At 72.0% G+C, this 15,881-nt stretch carries 14 protein-coding genes; 1 reads left to right on the top strand and 13 read right to left on the bottom strand.

The window, feature by feature from the left end; translation table 11 throughout:
• Nucleotides 1–134 precede the first annotated feature (134 nt).
• The 12 genes from ACF068_RS23840 to ACF068_RS23785 form a co-directional block, all read right to left on the bottom strand.
• Nucleotides 135–470: an RNA polymerase-binding protein RbpA gene (locus ACF068_RS23840; protein WP_003957010.1), complete on the bottom strand. Its 336-nt coding sequence runs from the start codon at nt 468–470 to the stop codon at nt 135–137.
• 109 nt (nt 471–579) lie between these two features.
• Nucleotides 580–810: a preprotein translocase subunit SecG gene (gene secG / locus ACF068_RS23835; RefSeq protein ID WP_064073089.1), complete on the bottom strand. Its 231-nt coding sequence runs from the start codon at nt 808–810 to the stop codon at nt 580–582.
• A gap of 158 nt (nt 811–968) precedes the next feature.
• Nucleotides 969–1,745: a triose-phosphate isomerase gene (tpiA, locus tag ACF068_RS23830; protein ID WP_392276301.1), complete on the bottom strand. Its 777-nt coding sequence runs from the start codon at nt 1,743–1,745 to the stop codon at nt 969–971.
• Between the two features lie 6 nt (nt 1,746–1,751).
• Nucleotides 1,752–2,963 carry a phosphoglycerate kinase gene (locus ACF068_RS23825; RefSeq protein WP_392276300.1) on the bottom strand — a complete coding sequence of 404 codons (1,212 nt, stop codon included), beginning with the start codon at nt 2,961–2,963 and terminating at the stop codon, nt 1,752–1,754.
• A 120-nt stretch (nt 2,964–3,083) separates the two neighbouring features.
• A complete protein-coding gene (gene gap / locus ACF068_RS23820) occupies nt 3,084–4,088 on the bottom strand; it encodes a type I glyceraldehyde-3-phosphate dehydrogenase (protein WP_392276299.1) in 1,005 nt (334 codons plus the stop codon).
• A 234-nt stretch (nt 4,089–4,322) separates the two neighbouring features.
• Nucleotides 4,323–7,286 (bottom strand): M14 family zinc carboxypeptidase, encoded by a 2,964-nt coding sequence (locus ACF068_RS23815; RefSeq protein WP_392276298.1) that lies wholly within the window; start codon nt 7,284–7,286, stop codon nt 4,323–4,325.
• A 140-nt stretch (nt 7,287–7,426) separates the two neighbouring features.
• Nucleotides 7,427–8,416: a DNA-binding protein WhiA gene (gene whiA, locus ACF068_RS23810; RefSeq protein WP_064073084.1), complete on the bottom strand. Its 990-nt coding sequence runs from the start codon at nt 8,414–8,416 to the stop codon at nt 7,427–7,429.
• Nucleotides 8,407–9,429: a uridine diphosphate-N-acetylglucosamine-binding protein YvcK gene (yvcK, locus tag ACF068_RS23805; protein ID WP_392276297.1), complete on the bottom strand. Its 1,023-nt coding sequence runs from the start codon at nt 9,427–9,429 to the stop codon at nt 8,407–8,409. The genes whiA and yvcK overlap by 10 nt, the downstream gene beginning before the upstream one ends.
• A complete protein-coding gene (rapZ, locus tag ACF068_RS23800) occupies nt 9,426–10,394 on the bottom strand; it encodes an RNase adapter RapZ (protein WP_392276296.1) in 969 nt (322 codons plus the stop codon). Before rapZ ends, yvcK begins: the two co-directional genes overlap by 4 nt.
• Nucleotides 10,387–12,384, bottom strand: coding sequence for an excinuclease ABC subunit UvrC (gene uvrC, locus ACF068_RS23795; protein WP_392276295.1), 1,998 nt, complete (start codon nt 12,382–12,384; stop codon nt 10,387–10,389). The genes rapZ and uvrC overlap by 8 nt, the downstream gene beginning before the upstream one ends.
• Nucleotides 12,385–12,628: 244 nt before the next feature.
• A complete protein-coding gene (locus ACF068_RS23790) occupies nt 12,629–13,522 on the bottom strand; it encodes a hypothetical protein (RefSeq protein WP_392276294.1) in 894 nt (297 codons plus the stop codon).
• 5 nt (nt 13,523–13,527) lie between these two features.
• Entirely contained in the window at nt 13,528–14,136 is a 609-nt protein-coding gene (locus ACF068_RS23785; RefSeq protein WP_392276293.1) for a papain-like cysteine protease family protein, read from the bottom strand.
• 224 nt (nt 14,137–14,360) lie between these two features.
• Here ACF068_RS23785 and ACF068_RS23780 point away from each other — a divergent pair, with 224 nt between their 5' ends.
• Complete coding sequence (locus ACF068_RS23780; protein ID WP_392276292.1) at nt 14,361–15,341, top strand: hypothetical protein; 981 nt, start codon at nt 14,361–14,363, stop codon at nt 15,339–15,341.
• A 6-nt stretch (nt 15,342–15,347) separates the two neighbouring features.
• Here ACF068_RS23780 and ACF068_RS23775 read toward each other — a convergent pair whose 3' ends face one another.
• Entirely contained in the window at nt 15,348–15,776 is a 429-nt protein-coding gene (locus tag ACF068_RS23775; RefSeq protein WP_392276291.1) for a Rieske (2Fe-2S) protein, read from the bottom strand.
• Nucleotides 15,777–15,881 lie beyond the last annotated feature (105 nt).

Raw genomic sequence — 15,881 nt, 5'->3', positions numbered from 1 at the left:
GCGCCACTGACAACGCCGGGCGGAGCCGGTGGCGGAACGGCCGGGAAACGACGGAACGACGGAAAGGACGGAAAGGACGGCGGGAACACGTCGGGCCCTGCCGGTGGAATCCACCTACAGGGCCCTCGACCGCTCTAGATCTCGCCTCGGAGTTTGGCCAGCGCCTCGGCCAGGATCGCCTCGCCGTCCGCGTCGCTGCGCCGCTCCCGTACGTACGCGAGGTGCGTCTTGTACGGTTCGGTGCGCGGCGGGTCCGGGGGGTTGTCCCGGTCCTGGCCTGCCGGGAACCCGCACCGCGGGCAGTCCCAGGTGTCGGGGACCTGCGCGTCACTCGCGAAGCTCGGCTGCGTCTCGTGCCCGTTCGAGCACCAGAAGGAGATGCGGAGCCGCGGTGCGGACTCGCCCCGCTCGGCCTCCCCCATCGGCCCCGCGCCGACCCGGCTTCCCCGGATCGCGTTGCCACTTGCCACGGTTGTAACTCCCTGCGTGATGGTGCTCGAAGATGCCCCAGTCTACGTAAGGCCCAACGCGCGTCCAGTGATTGGAGTTACACCCCGCACCGGACGTGGAACCGAGACGTCAGTTGTCCAGTTTGATCAGGAGAGCAAGTACGACAATGCACGCGAACCACAGCAGACCGACGACCACGGTGATGCGGTCCAGGTTGCGCTCGGCGACCGACGAGCCGCCGACGGACGACTGCATGCCGCCACCGAACATGTCGGAGAGGCCGCCGCCCTTCCCCTTGTGCATCAGCACCAGCAGCATCAGCAGCGCGCTGAAGACGATGAGGGCGATCGAGAACCCCATAACCACGGCTGGACCCTACTTCCTGGCAATTCTCGGATGACACGGACCATCGGACTTCCACCGACGACGGGGGCCCAGGCTCCGTGGAAAGAGCCTCGGCCCCCGCAAGGGTACGACGATTCCGCCCTACCGCATACTCACCGGCAGGGGGACCACACTCACTGGTCGCGGAATCGGACGATCTTGACGAACTCGTCGGCGTCCAGCGCCGCGCCGCCCACCAGGGCGCCGTCGACGTCGGGCTGCGCCATGATCGCGGCCACGTTCGAGGCCTTCACGGAGCCGCCGTACTGGATGCGGACCTTGTCGGCCAGCTCCTTGGAGTACAGCTCGGCGAGCCGCCCGCGGATGGCCCCGCAGACCTCCTGCGCGTCCTCGGGGGTGGCGACCTCGCCGGTGCCGATGGCCCACACCGGCTCGTAGGCGATCACGATCGTCTCGGCCTCCTCGGCCGGGACGTCCTTCAGACCGCCGTCGAGCTGCGCGAGCGTGTGGGCGACCTGGTTGCCGGCCTTGCGGACGTCCAGGCCCTCGCCGACGCAGAGGATCGGCACCAGGCCGTGGCGGAAGGCCGCCTTCACCTTGGCGTTGCAGAGCTCGTCGCTCTCGCCGTGGTACTGCCGGCGCTCGGAGTGGCCGACGGCCACGTAGGCGCACTTCAGCTTGGACAGCATCACACCGGAGATCTCACCGGTGTACGCGCCGGAGTCGTGCGCCGAGACGTCCTGGGCGCCGTACTTGATCTTCAGCTTGTCGCCGTCGACCAGGGTCTGCACGGAGCGCAGGTCGGTGAAGGGCGCGAGGACGGCGACCTCGACGGCCTCGTAGTCCTTGTCGTTCAGGGCGAAGGCGAGCTTCTGGACGTGGGCGATGGCCTCGAGGTGGTTGAGGTTCATCTTCCAGTTGCCCGCCATCAGCGGGGTACGGGCGGTCATTGAGGGTCAGTCCTCCAGTGCGGCGAGGCCGGGAAGCGTCTTGCCTTCGAGGTACTCGAGGCTCGCGCCGCCGCCGGTCGAGATGTGGCCGAATGCGTTCTCGTCGAAGCCCAGGGTCCGGACGGCCGCGGCGGAGTCGCCACCGCCGACGACCGTGAAGGCCGGGGAGTCGACGAGCGCCTGGGCGACGGCCTTGGTGCCCTCGGCGTAGTCGGGGTGCTCGAAGACGCCCATGGGGCCGTTCCAGAAGACGGTGGCCGCGTCGGCGAGCTTCGATGCGTACAGCTTGCGGGTCTCGGGACCGATGTCCAGACCCTCCTGGTCGGCCGGGATGGCGCTCGAGGCGACCAGGGTGGGGTGGGCCGGGGCCTTGGTCTTCAGGTCCGGGAACTCGGCCGAGACCAGCACGTCGACGGGGAGCACGAACTCCACGCCCTTCTTCTCGGCCCGGGCCAGGTAGTCCAGGCAGGCCGGGACCTGGTCCTCCTGGAGGAGCGAGATGCCGACCTCGTGGCCCTTGGCCTTGAGGAAGGTGTACGCCATGCCGCCGCCGATGAGGATGCGGTCGGCCTTCTCCAGCAGGTGGTCGATGACGCCGAGCTTGTCGGAGACCTTGGCGCCGCCCAGGACGACGACGTAGGGGCGCCGGACGTCGTCGGTGAGCTTCTTCAGGACGCCGACCTCGGTGGCGATCAGGTAGCCGGCGTAGGCGGGCAGCAGGCGCGGCAGGTCGTACACGGAGGCGTGGCCCCGGTGCACGGCGCCGAAGCCGTCACCGACGTACACGTCGGCGAGGGCGGCGAGGCGGGCGGCGAACTCGGCGCGCTCGGCGTCGTCCTTGGACGTCTCGCCCGGGTTGAAGCGGAGGTTCTCCAGGACGGCGACCTCACCGTCGCCCAGGCCGGCGACGGCGGAGTGGGCCTCGGAGCCGATGGTGTCGCCCGCGAAGGCGACCGGGCGGCCGAGCAGTTCACCGAGCCGGGAGGCGGCGAACCGGAGCGTGAAGGCGGGGTCCGGCGCGCCCTTGGGGCGGCCGAGGTGCGAGGCCACGACGACCTTGGCGCCGGCCTCGGTCAGTGCCTTGACGGTCGGCAGGACGGCGCGGATGCGGCCGTCGTCGGTGATGGTGGTGCCGTCCTGCGGCACATTGAGGTCGGCGCGGACGAACACCCGCTTGCCCTCGACCCCTTGGCGAAGAAGCTCGTCGATCGTCTTCATCTGTCCTGTTACTCCGTACTCCTTGGAAGATCGGCGCAAGCGTCAGGGCCCGTACAGCGCGGCGTTGCGCTGCCCGGGCCCTGCGCTCACATCGAAGTGCCTGCCCTGGTACCCAGTGTCTTAGAGCTGGCCGCCGACGAAGACGGTGAGATCCACGAGACGGTTGGAGTAACCCCACTCGTTGTCGTACCAGCCGACGACCTTGACCTGCTTGCCCTGCACCATGGTGAGCTGGGAGTCGAAGGTGCAGGAGGCCGGCCAGTTGACGATGTCCGAGGAGACGATCGGGTCCTCGGTGTACTCGAGGATGCCCTTGAGCTGACCCTCGGCCGCCTTCTGGAAGGCGGTGTTGATCTCGTCCTTGGTGACCTCGCGGTCGAGCTCCAGGACCAGGTCGGTGACCGAGCCGGTGGGGACCGGGACGCGCATGGCGATGCCGTCCAGCTTGCCCTTCAGCTGCGGGAGGACCAGGGCGGTGGCCTTGGCGGCGCCCGTCGAGGTCGGGATGATGTTCTCCGCGGCGGCGCGGGCGCGGCGGAGGTCCTTGTGCGGGAAGTCCAGGATGCGCTGGTCGTTGGTGTAGGCGTGGACCGTCGTCATCATGCCCTTGACGATGCCGAAGTTCTCGTCGAGGACCTTGGCCATCGGCGCCACGCAGTTGGTGGTGCAGGAGGCGTTGGAGATGACGTGGTGGTTGGCCGCGTCGTACTTGTCCTGGTTGACGCCCATCACGATGGTGATGTCCTCGCCGCTGGCCGGAGCCGAGATGAGGACCTTCTTGGCGCCGCCGGCGATGTGCTTCTCGGCGTCGGCCTTCTTGGTGAAGATGCCGGTCGACTCGATGACGATGTCGACGCCCAGCTCGCCCCAGGGGATGTCGGCCGGGTTGCGCTCGGAGAGCACCTTGATGGTGTGGCCGTCGACGGTGATCGTGTCGGCGGTGTGGGTCACCTCGGCCTTGAGGCGGCCCAGGATGGTGTCGTACTTCAGCAGGTGGGCCGTGGTCGCAGTGTCACCCAGGTCGTTGACAGCCACGATCTCGATGTCTGCACCCTGCTCCAGCAGCGCGCGGAAGTAGTTACGACCGATGCGGCCAAAGCCGTTGATGCCTACGCGGATCGTCACGAACCGATCTCCTCGTTAGGTACGCCGGGTTTCGACGCCCGGCGAGTTTCTATTAGGGATGTCCCCGACCGCTTACGACCCTACCTCCCTCCAGGCGGCGGAGTGACATCTAGCGCACCCGGACGCGCCCGGTGGACCGCGGTCCCCGTCCTACTGGACAGTACGGTCCACCGGGGCGTTCACCCGGCTACCGAGCGTCAGCCCGGAGCGCTCTTCGGTGCGGGAACGCGCTCGTCAGCGCGCCAGTGCCGACAGCGCCCGGCCCAGCAGCCGCGCACGCAGCGCCGGGTCGGTGACGTGCTCCAGTCCGAACCCGAGCAGCACGGTGTCGCGGGTGGTGACGGCCGCCCGGGAGCGGAAGAGCGCGGGCGACCGGGCCCAGTCGGTGGCGTTGCCCGGGCTGCCGGCCGGCGGGCCGGTGGTGGTCCAGGCGCCGAACGAGGTCTCGAAGCCCTCGGCGTCCCGGGTGGCTCCGTCGACGACCAGCGCGGTGTCGTCGACGAAGACGCCGGTCTCCCCGGTGCCGGAGTCGGAGATGTACGAGACGGACAGCTCCACCCGCTTGCCGGCGTACGCGCTCAGGTCGACGGACACCGGCTGCCAGCCGCCCGAGGTGCCGCTGAAGGCGTGCCAGGCGCCGGTGGTGCCGGCGGCGGTGCAGCCGCCCTCGCCGGCGGTGAGGTAGTGGGAGAGGAAGGGATGCTGGGCGAGGTAGAAGCCCTCGGCGCAGTCGGTCGGGACCTCGCTGGAGGAGTGGCCCCCGGTGTCGGGCAGGGTCGTCCAGTCGTCCTGGCCGACGGTGTGCGCCTCGACGACCACGTTGTCGTAGCCGGGCTCGACGTCGTGGCTGAGCCTGAACCGGAGCGCCGGCCGCGCGGCGGCGGCGGTGCCGGTCAGGTCGACGGTCCGGGTGAGCCGCATCCAGGCGTTGTCGGCGTGCCGGGCGGCGGCGAAGGTGTCGCCCTCGTACGGCTCGAAGGGGGTGCGTACGCCGGGGTAGTCGCCCGCGGCGGTGCTGCGGAACTGCGGGAACCGCCGGGGGTCGAGGGTGTCGGAGGTGACGGTGAAGGCGCCGGCGCTGTCGAGCGGGTTGCCCGGGGCGTCGCCGAGGGCGGCCTCCGTGCCGGCGAAGCTGCCCACACCCCGGAAGGAACCGGGCGAGGCCATGCCGGCGCGGCGGTAGGCGCCGAGGTAGTACTGGGCGAAGTCGTTGGAGTCGGCGCGGCCGATGTCGACGAGTCCGCCGGACTGCTCACCGGCGTTGACCAGCTTGCCGCCCTCGTTGAGGTAGTCGCGCACGGCGAGCATGACGGGCCCGGAGGGCCGTTCGGCGCCGGTGTACCAGACGACCGCGGAGAAGTGGCCGAGCACGCCGAGGTCGTGCGGGGTGCCCTGGGTGGCGACGTCCCAGACGACGGCCTTGTGGCCGGCCGCCTTCAGGGCCGCGGTGTACGCGGCGGTGTGCCGTGCGGCGGTGGTGCCGCCCTCGTCGGCGAGCACCAGGACGTCGGCGCGGGGCCGCTCGGCGATGGTGTAGGTGAACGGGGTGGACGAGACGCGCTTGCCGGCGCGGGTGCGGCCGGTGAACCACACCTCGACGGTGTCGCCGGGTTCGCCGTCCTGGACCTCGGCGCGGTACTCGTCGTAGTAGAGGTTGTCCTCGCCGCCGTAGGTCTCGCCGCCGTCCCAGGCCTCCAGCCGCTGGTCGTGGGTGCGGCCGCCGTTGACGCGGTACTTGAGTTCCTTGTCGCGCAGCGACTTGCGGGCGGTGACGGCGACCTCCTGGTCGGCGCCGTCGTAGGCGTAGGAGGTGGTGAAGGTGTCGGGGACGAGGGCGGGGGCGTCGGTGCCGGCCGGCGAGACCGGGTCGTCGGGGCGGGTGGCGGACTCGGCGACGGCCAGGGCGAACGGGATGTTCTTGGCGAACTCCTGCTGGATCAGTTTCTCGTCGTCGGGGAAGGTGAAGACGGACGCGCAGTCGGCCGGTTCCCAGGCGTCGTCCGGGTCGATCCGGGAAGCGGTGGCACAGGTGGACATCTCCGGGGTGAACATCTGCATCCCGTTGACGTTCGCGGCGTGTCCGTCGGCCTCGCCGTTGGTGGTGTAGAGCTCGGAGGAGACCTGCGGACGGTAGCCGGGGACCGCGGACTTGGCGGGGGTGCCGGCCAGGGCCCTGAGGGGCACGTCGTCGGGGGTGTCGGTGGCGACCTGCCAGCCGACGCCGTAGAGGAGGAGCTGGGCGGCGGAGTGGTAGTTGATGCCGTACCGGAACCCGATCCGCTTCTGGAAGGCGTCGATGGCCTTGGTCTCGGGTTCGGACATGGGGCCGGTGCCGCGGTAGGTCTCGTCGGCGGGGTCGGGTGACGAACCCTCGTCGTCGTAGCCCCACTTGTAGGAGAAGTTGCGGTTGAGGTCGACGCCGTCGCCGGGGGTGATGCTCCCGTCGCCGTTGTTGTCGCGGAGGTTCTTGCGCCACTGGCGGTTGGCGGGGTCGGCATGGGTGTGGTCGTAGCCGTCGGGGTTGGCCGAGAGCACGAACCACAGCTCGGTGGTGTCGACGATCCTGGTGATGCGCGGGTCCTTGCCGTAGCCGGCGAGGTAGTGGTGGAGCAGCCTCCGGTTCATCTCGGGGGTGATCCACTCACGGGCGTGCTGGTTGGAGAGGTACAGGGTGGCGGGCTTGGACCCGTCCTCGTACCTCTTGGCTCCCTTGGTGACCTTGAGGGCGAGGATCTCCTGGCCCCGGACGGTCCTGCCGATGCTGACGACCTTGGTGAGCGCCGGGTTGGCCCGGGCGGTCGTCAGGAGTTCCTCCTTGAGTCCCCCCTTGCCGGAGTACGGCCGGAACACGCCGTCGCCGGCGGCCGCAACGCGCTTCTCGGCGGTCGCGGTGAGGTCGTGCTCGGTGACGCCGACGCCCTTGTCGCGCAGCGTCTCGGCCTGCCGGCCGGTCAGGTACAGCTCGACGGTGGCGGTGCCCTTGTCGGGCACCTGCTCGCTCAGCTCGTGGCCGTCGGCCCCGGCGTCGAGGAGGAGCGGGACCTGCTCCTTGGTCACCCTGGCGTGCCATACGGAGAGGCCGTCGCCCCTGCCGTCGTCCGGGCCGTCCGGTCCCTCGGCCCCGGCGGCGGGTCCCGCCACCAGTCCGGTCACCAGCAGTGAAGCCGCGGCGAGGATCGCTCGCGCCCTACGTCTCATGTGCCCCCCTTGCAGTTGTCTGCCACGGAAGTGGACAGGCGCCAGGCTCATGACACTTCATGATCATGTCAATACCGCCTCGGGGGCCACGGCCGACGGCCGCCGCCGCTCCGGGTGGGGCGGCGGCGCGCACCGGGCCGTCAGCCGACGAGACCGTCGGCCATCTCCTCCGTGAGGTTGGACTCCGTGCCGGGGATGCCCAGGTCCTGGGCCCGCTTGTCGGCCATGGCCAGCAGCCGGCGGATGCGGCCGGCGACCGCGTCCTTGGTCAGCGGCGGGTCGGCCAGGGCGCCGAGCTCCTCCAGGGAGGCCTGCTTGTGCTCCATGCGCAGCCGGCCGGCCGCCGCCAGGTGCTCGGGCACCTCCTCGCCGAGGATCTCCAGGGCGCGCTGCACCCGGGCACCGGCCGCCACCGCGGCACGGGCCGACCGGCGCAGGTTGGCGTCGTCGAAGTTGGCCAGCCGGTTGGCGGTGGCACGGACCTCGCGGCGCATCCGCCGCTCCTCCCAGGCCAGCACCGACTCGTGCGCACCGAGCCGGGTCAGCAGCGCGCCGATCGCGTCACCGTCCCGGACCACCACGCGGTCCACGCCCCGCACCTCACGGGCCTTCGCGGCGATGGACAGCCGCCGCGCGGCACCCACCAGCGCCAGCGCGGCCTCCGGTCCCGGGCAGGTGACCTCCAGGGACGAGGAACGGCCGGGCTCGGTCAGCGAGCCGTGCGCCAGGAAGGCACCGCGCCAGGCGGCCTCCGCGTCACAGGTCGCCCCGGAGACGACCTGCGGCGGCAGGCCCCGGATCGGGCGCCCCCGGCCGTCCACCAGCCCGGTCTGGCGGGCGAGCTGGTCACCGCCCGCCACCACGCGCACCACGAACCGCGAGCCGCGCCGCAGCCCGCCCGGAGCCATCACGATCAGCTCGGAACCGTGCCCGAAGATCTCCGCGATGTCCCGCTTCAGACGGCGCGCCGCCATCGCGGTGTCCAGCTCCGCCTCGATCACGATCCGCCCGCTGACCAGGTGCAGCCCGCCGGCGAACCGCAGGATCGACGAGACCTCCGCCTTTCTGCAGCAGGTCCGGGTGACGGGGAGCCGGGAGATCTCGTCCTTCACCGCTGCCGTCATCGCCATGGGCCGATCCTTCCATGCATCCGAAAAATACGGTCGTACGCGGCGGCCAACAGCTCCGGGTCGTGCTTCGGCGAGCCGTCATTCCTCGCCACCGGGGCCAGCTCGACCGCGGCACCGAGCCGCTTGGCGGCGTCTGCGAGGGACTCGCGGTCGGGCACGGCGGCCTCGTCGGCCAGCACCACGTCCAGGGCGAGTTTAGGGGCGTGTCGTCCCAAAACCTCCAAATGACGCTGCGGAGAGAAGCCCTCGGTTTCTCCGGGCTGGGGAGCGAGGTTCAGCGACAACACCCGGCGCGCCTTGGTCTCGACGAGCGCCTCCAGCAGCTCCGGCACCAGCAGGTGCGGGATCACCGAGGAGAACCAGGAGCCGGGGCCCAGCACCACCCAGTCCGCGTCGAGCACGGCCTCGACCGCCTCCGGCACGGCGGGCGGGTCGTTCGGCACCAGGTGCACCGACTGCACCTCGCCGGGCGTCAGCGCCACGGTGGCCTGGCCGCGGACGGTGTCCACGTCCTCCGGGCGCTCCGGGTCGTGGCCCTTGACCAGCGCCTGGAGCTCCAGCGGCACGGCCGACATGGGCAGCACCCGGCCGTGCGCGCCGAGCAGCCGGCCGACCAGGTCCAGCGCCTGGACGTGGTCGCCGAGCTGTTCCCACAGGGCGACGATCAGCAGGTTGCCGACGGCGTGCTCGTGCAGGTCGCCCTTGGACTGGAACCGGTGCTGGATGACACGGGACCACGTCTGGCCCCAGTCGTCGTCACCGCACAGGGCCGCCAGGGCCTTGCGCAGGTCACCGGGCGGCAGCACGCCCAGCTCCTCACGGAGCCGGCCGCTGGAACCGCCGTCGTCGGCGACCGTGACCACGGCGGTCAGGTCACCGGTGATACGGCGCAGCGCGGCGAGGGACGCCGACAGGCCCATGCCACCGCCGAGGGCCACGACCTTGGGCTGGGCGCCGCGTCTGCGGAGCGTACGGGCGGTCAGGGGCCTCGTACGCCGGCGGTACTGCTTCACTCGCGCCCCATGTCCCGGTGGACGACGACGGTCTCGACCCCTTCCGAGGCGAGCCGGGCGGCGAGCTTCTCGGACATGGCGACGGAGCGGTGCTTGCCGCCCGTGCAGCCGACGGCGATCGTCACGTACCGCTTGCCCTCGCGGCGGTAGCCGGCGGAGACCAGCTCGAGCAGTTCGGTGTACCGGTCGAGGAACTCCTTGGCGCCCGGCTGGTTGAAGACGTACCCCGACACCTCCTCGTTGAGGCCGGTGAACGGGCGCAGCTCCGGTACCCAGTGCGGGTTGGGCAGGAAGCGGCAGTCCACGACGAGGTCGGCGTCGACGGGCAGGCCGTACTTGTACCCGAACGACATCACCGTGGCCCGCAGCTCCGGCTCCTCGTCGCCGGCGAACTGGGCGTCCATCTTGGCGCGCAGCTCGTGGACGTTGAGGCTGGAGGTGTCGATCACCAGGTCGGCGTCGCCGCGCAGCTCGCGCAGCAGGTCGCGCTCGGCGGCGATGCCGTCGACGATCCGGCCGTCGCCCTGGAGGGGGTGCGGGCGGCGCACCGACTCGAAGCGGCGGACCAGGGCCTCGTCGGACGACTCCAGGAAGACGATCCGGCGGGTGACCTGCTTGGCGTCGAGGACCGCGAGCGACTCGCGGAGGCTCTCGAAGAACTGGCGGCCGCGCACGTCGACGACGACGGCGATGCGCGCCACGTTGCCCTGGGAGCGGGCGCCGAGCTCCACCATGGTGGGGATCAGCGCGGGCGGCAGGTTGTCGACGACGAACCAGCCGAGGTCCTCCAGGCACTTGGCCGCGGTGCTGCGCCCGGCGCCGGACATGCCGGAGATGATCACCAGCTCGGGGATGGCCGCCTCGGCGGCCTCTCCGGCCTCGATCGTCGTGCCCGTACTCACGTGTGCTGCTCCGTCTTCTCGTGCTGTCGGCTCTGGTGCCGCCGTGGGGTCGTGCTCAGACATGTCCCGTTCCCCCGTCGTCCTCATCCATGATCTCTCCTGTGGCCGTGTTCACGGCAGGGGCGGCCGGAGCCGCCTGGGCGAGGGCCACGGCCACGGCTTCGGCGGTCTTCCGGCCGAACCCCGGCACCTCGCAGATCTGCTCGATTGTCGCCTGCCGCAGCCGCTTCACCGAGCCGAAGTGCTTGATCAGTGTCTGCTTGCGGGCGTCCCCGAGGCCCGGGACCGCGTCCAGGGGACTGGTCCGTATCCGCTTGTGGCGTTTGGTGCGCTGGTAACGGATGGCGAAGTCGTGGGCCGTGTCACGGACCCGCTGGAGGAGGTAGAGCCCCTCGCTGGAGCGGGGCAGGACGACGGGGTCGTCGTCGCCCGGCAGCCACACCTCCTCCAGGCGCTTGGCCAGGCCGCACACGGCGATGTCGTCGATGCCGAGCTCGTCCAGGGCCCGCCGGGCCGCGGCGACCTGCGGCTGCCCGCCGTCGACCACGACGAGCTGCGGCGGGTAGGCGAACTTCTTCGGCCGGCCGTCGTCCTCCGGGGCCTGGGCCGGGACCTCGCCGTCGGTCTCCTCCAGGGCCCACTCGCCGGTCCGCTCCTTCTCGGCGAGGTACCGCCGGAAGCGGCGGGTGATCACCTCGTGCATCGAGCGGACGTCGTCCTGGCCCTCGAAGCCCTTGATCTGGAAGCGGCGGTACTCGCTCTTGCGGGGCAGGCCGTCCTCGAAGACGACCATGGAAGCGACGACGTCCTCGCCCTGGAGGTGGGAGATGTCGAAGCACTCGATGCGCAGCGGGGCCGACTCCAGGTCCAGCGCCTCGGCGATCTCCTCCAGGGCGCGCGAGCGGGTGGTCAGGTCGCTGGCACGCTTGGTCTTGTGCAGCACGAGGGCCTGCTGGGCATTGCGCCCGACGGTCTCCATCAGCGCCTTCTTGTCACCACGCTGCGGGATGCGCAGGGACACCTGCGAGCCGCGGCGGCCGCTGAGCCACTGCGTCACGGCGTCCAGGTCCTCGGGGAGGGCCGGGACGAGGACCTCCTTGGGTACCGCGTCGCCGCTCTCCTCGCCGTAGAGCTGCTGGAGCGCGTGCTCGACCAGGCCGGCGGTGTCGACGGCTTCGACCTTGTCGGTGACCCAGCCGCGCTGGCCGCGCACCCGGCCGCCGCGGACGTGGAAGATCTGCACGGCCGCTTCCAGCTCGTCCTCGGCGACGGCGATCAGGTCGGCGTCGGTGGCGTCGGCGAGGACGACCGCGCTCTTCTCCATGGCCCGCCGGAGCGCCTCTATGTCGTCGCGCAGCCGGGCCGCCTTCTCGTACTCCATGTCCTCGGCCGCCACCGTCATGTCCTTCTCCAGGCGGCGGATGTAGGTGCCCGTACGGCCGGCCATGAAGTCGCAGAACTCCTCGGCCAGTTCCCGGTGTTCCTCGGGGTCGACCCGGCCGACGCACGGCGCCGAGCACTTGCCGATGTAGCCGAGGAGGCAGGGGCGGCCGGTGCGCTCGGCGTTCTTGAACACACCGGCCGAGCACGTCCGCACGGGGAAGACGCGCAGCAGCAGGTCGACGGTGTCGCGGATGGCCCAGGCGTGGCTGTACGGGCCGAAGTACCGGACGCCCTTCTTCTTCTGGCCGCGCATGACCTGGACGCGCGGGAAGTCCTCGTTGAGGGTGACGGCCAGGTACGGGTAGCTCTTGTCGTCGCGGTACTTGACGTTGAACCGCGGGTCGAACTCCTTGATCCAGGAGTACTCGAGCTGGAGCGCCTCGACCTCGGTGGAGACGACGGTCCACTCGACGGAGGCGGCCGTGGTGACCATGGTGCGCGTGCGCGGGTGGAGGCCGGCCAGGTCCTGGAAGTAGCTGGCGAGCCGCTGGCGCAGGGACTTCGCCTTCCCGACGTAGATCACCCGGCGGTGTTCGTCACGGAATTTGTAGACCCCCGGCGAGTCGGGGATCTGTCCCGGCTTGGGGCGGTAGCTGGAGGGGTCTGCCATGCCTCACACCCTACTGGCGTCCGCTGACACCACGGGCGTCCGAGAGGTGTCGCCGCCATGGCCGCGGGGCGCCGCCGGGTGGGACCGGAGGCGCCCCGCGCCGGGGTGGGGGGTGGGTCGCGGAAGCGGAGGGGAGACGGTGGGAGGAGGGGGTGGTGGGTCCGGTACGGGGTGGGGTCGTCGGGGTACGGGGTTCCGGGGCGGTGCCGGGCCGGTGGGGGCCGGGCCCGTACCGCCCCGGGAATCAGCGGCGGCGGCGCCGGAAGGCCCCGCCGAGGACCCCGGCCAGGACGAGGACCAGGGCGGCGGCCCCGGCGACGGGGGCCACGGCGGCCCCGTCGGTCCCGGTTCCGGTTCCGGTCGGGCGGGAGGCGGCGGCCGGCGCCGCGGCGCCCGGCACCGCGGCGGCCCGGGCGCCGGCCGTACCGGGGCCGTCCGCACGCGGGCCGTCCGCCCCGGGACCGGTGGCCGTGGTGTCCGGTGCCACGGCTTCGGGTCCGGCGGGTCCGGCGGGCCCTCCGTACCCGCCGGCACCGCCCCGGCGCGCGTACGCCGAGCCGGGGAGCTTGTCGCGGTACGCCGCCGCGACCCGGTCCCGGTAGGCGGCGAGCGTGGTCCCGCCGGCTCCCACCGCGCGTACCGCGTCCTCGTCCAGGGGGAGCACCCTGCCGCCGGCGTGGACGTACCAGGCGTCGATCTGCGGCTCCCGGAACACCGTTCCGCCCGGGGCCCGGCGGGCGCCCTCCGCCGCGTACCGGGTCTCGTCGTCGCCGGTCGCGATGTTCACCACCTGCCAGCCCCCGGCGCCCCGGCGGGCGGTCCACACGGACGCCCGCCGCCCGTCGGAGGAGACCGCGGCGGCGGCGTGGAACTCGACGCGCGCGACCGGCGCCCCCGCCTTGCCCGCGACGAAGTCCGGTGAGAGGAACCGCACCGGGACGGTACGGCCCTCGACTCGGGGCCGGGCGGCGGACCGGGTCACGGCTCCGTCGCGGGCGAAGAAGCGGGAGAGCGTGTCGAGGGTGGCGGGGGCGGTGACCGCCGCCCCCGGGGTGTCGGCGGCGCCGGCCGCCGGGACGCCGAGGAGCAGCAGCGCCGGCGTCAGGGCGGTCACCGCCACGAGACGACGTGGGGTCATCGGTCTCACGCCCCTATCCGGTAGAGCGAGTGGGTCCAGGAGAAGCCGCTGTTGTCGACGTACCAGGCGTGCGACGCCCAGTTGTACCGGTCGCTGGAGGGCCAGGGATCGCCCCAGTGGACCCAGCCGTTGGCGTCGTCGTAGCCGTACACCACGTGCATGTGTCCTCCGCCGCCGGCCCACTGGATGCGGGTCTCGACGGGGCGACCGGCGTTGATCTCGGTCTGGACGGTGGAGTAGCGCAGCCAGCCGTCGACGTACGAGCCGGGCTTGATGCCGGCCCAGCGCAGCCCGGTCCGGACGTTGCCGAGGGTGGCCTGCCAGTTGGGGCAGTCGTAGCCCTGCTGCCGGTCGAAGGCGGCGTTGCAGAACTGGTTCTGGGTGTAGGAGCGGCCGAACCAGGTGGCGATGGTGTTGCCGCCCGCGGCCCAGCACCAGTTGGTCTTGGCCTGTGCCTGCATGGTGATGTCCAGGCGCTTGGCGGCGAGCGCCGTGGCGGAACGGTCCTCGGCGGTGGCGGCGGTCACCGGGAGGACGAGGACGGTGGTGGCGGCGAGGAGCACCGCGAGGACGAACTGCCGGGCTCTGCCCGGGGGGTTGACGGGTGTGCGCATCGCGTTCCTCCGGCTGGGGATGTGGGGAGGGAGGATCGCGTCCGGACGCTGCTGGGAGCATCGAGCGTTGTCGGGCGCAGGTCAACACGCTTCAATGCGTGGTGACACCGCGCTGTGAACGCCACTGGTTGACGAGTGAACGGATCCCCTCCCCCACCAGCCCCGCCCGTCGCCACCGGCCCGGAGTCGTACCGCCCCGTCGTGAACGTTCACCGAGGACTCCCATGGCACGCACCCCGCACACCGAGACCGATCTCGCGCGGATCCTCCACACCGGCCCGTTCCACCTGGCGCTGCGCGCGGCGCTGGCGGTGCGCGGGCTGCCGCTCCAGCGGGTCCAGCACCATCTCGCCCACCGGGGCATCAAGGTCGGGGTGACCAGCCTGTGCTACTGGCAGCAGGGCGCCCGCCGCCCGCAGCGGCCGGAGTCCCTGAAGGCGGTCCGGGCCCTGGAGGAGCTGCTCCGGCTGCCCGGTGAGTCCCTGATACGGCTGCTCGGCGATCCGGGCGCGGACGACCCGGGCGCCGGTACGGGAACGGGGACGGGAGCGGGCCCGCGGCCCGCGGTGACCAGGCCGGCGGGCCGTACGTACCGCTCGCTGCTGGAGGCGTCGGGCGCGGTGGAGCGGCTGATCGCGGAGCTGGAGGCCCCGGCGGACGGCGGGCTGCACACGGTGGGGCACCAGGAGCGGGTGCGGATCGGCGCCGGGCGGGAGCTGCTCGGCCGGGACTCCCAGCAGGTGGTGCGGGCGCACCGGGACGGCGTCGACCGCTACCTGGCCATCCACCACGGCGACCCCGGCTGCGACCCGGAGCGGGTGGTGGTGCGGGCGGGCGAGAACTGCCGCACGGGGCGGGTGCGGCGGCACGGGGAAACCGGGGTCGTGGTGGCCGAGCTGCTGTTCGACGCACGGCTGCGGGCGGGGGAGACGTACCTCTTCGGGTACGGCTTCGAGGACGGTACGGGCGGGGTGAGCGGCGAGTACGTGCGGGGCTTCAGCTTCGCGGGCGGGCAGTACGTGCTCCAGGTCCGGTTCCACGAGGACGCCCTGCCCGTGCGGTGCCGCCGCTTCGCGCAGACGTCGGCGGGGGCGCCGCGCGGGGCCCGCGGCGACCTGACGCTGAGCGGGCGGCACCGCACGGTGCACTTCGTGGAGCAGGCGGTCCGGCCGGGGATCCTGGGGATCGACTGGGACTGGGACTGACCCGGACTACGCGTCGGGGCCGGCGACCAGCTTGCCGCCGGTGACCTTGACCGGGACCTCGGGCAGGGCGGCGGTCGCGGGGCCCCGGAGCGGCTTGCCGGTGGTGACGTCGAAGCGGCTGCCGTGGCAGGGGCAGTTGCCCTCGGTGCCCTCGACCTTGTCGAAGACGCAGCCCGCGTGGGTGCACTGGGCGCTGAACGCCTTGTACTGGCCCTTGGCGGGGCAGCTCACCACGAGGCGCTCCTCGCGGTACAGCTTCGCGCCCCCGACCGGGACCGCGTCCGCCGCGCCCAGGTCGACCGGGGCGGTCGGCGTGGGGGTCCGGGCGTGGCCGAGCTTGGACTCGGTGGAGCAGGCGGCGGCGCCGAGCCCGGCGGCCCCGGCGAGGGCTGCGCCTTTCAGCACGGAACGGCGGGCGGGCGGCTGGCCGGGCATGGGGGCTCCACGGTGGGCTGGGGGTGCGGTGACGGAACCGACGATACCGGGGTAGATCGGTGGGCCTGCGGCGGGGTTCGGGGGGCGCTGCGGGGGCTGTCCCGT

The sequence above is a fragment of the Streptomyces sp. NPDC016309 genome, from assembly GCF_043077235.1.
Classification (GTDB): Bacteria; Actinomycetota; Actinomycetes; order Streptomycetales; family Streptomycetaceae; genus Streptomyces.
Note: the sequence above shows the minus strand (reverse complement) of the source record. Positions and strands in the feature narration are given on the sequence as shown.

Bases quoted from the DNA above. Each gene is read 5' to 3' on its own strand.
- ACF068_RS23790 (WP_392276294.1), bottom strand. From the start codon at position 13,522: ATGACCCCACGTCGTCTCGTGGCGGTGACCGCCCTGACGCCGGCGCTG.
- ACF068_RS23785 (WP_392276293.1), bottom strand. From the start codon at position 14,136: ATGCGCACACCCGTCAACCCCCCGGGCAGAGCCCGGCAGTTCGTCCTC.
- tpiA (WP_392276301.1), bottom strand. From the start codon at position 1,745: ATGACCGCCCGTACCCCGCTGATGGCGGGCAACTGGAAGATGAACCTC.
- secG (WP_064073089.1), bottom strand. From the start codon at position 810: ATGGGGTTCTCGATCGCCCTCATCGTCTTCAGCGCGCTGCTGATGCTG.
- ACF068_RS23825 (WP_392276300.1), bottom strand. From the start codon at position 2,963: ATGAAGACGATCGACGAGCTTCTTCGCCAAGGGGTCGAGGGCAAGCGG.
- ACF068_RS23775 (WP_392276291.1), bottom strand. From the start codon at position 15,776: ATGCCCGGCCAGCCGCCCGCCCGCCGTTCCGTGCTGAAAGGCGCAGCC.
- ACF068_RS23815 (WP_392276298.1), bottom strand. From the start codon at position 7,286: ATGAGACGTAGGGCGCGAGCGATCCTCGCCGCGGCTTCACTGCTGGTG.
- whiA (WP_064073084.1), bottom strand. From the start codon at position 8,416: ATGGCGATGACGGCAGCGGTGAAGGACGAGATCTCCCGGCTCCCCGTC.
- rapZ (WP_392276296.1), bottom strand. From the start codon at position 10,394: ATGTCTGAGCACGACCCCACGGCGGCACCAGAGCCGACAGCACGAGAA.
- ACF068_RS23780 (WP_392276292.1), top strand. From the start codon at position 14,361: ATGGCACGCACCCCGCACACCGAGACCGATCTCGCGCGGATCCTCCAC.
- uvrC (WP_392276295.1), bottom strand. From the start codon at position 12,384: ATGGCAGACCCCTCCAGCTACCGCCCCAAGCCGGGACAGATCCCCGAC.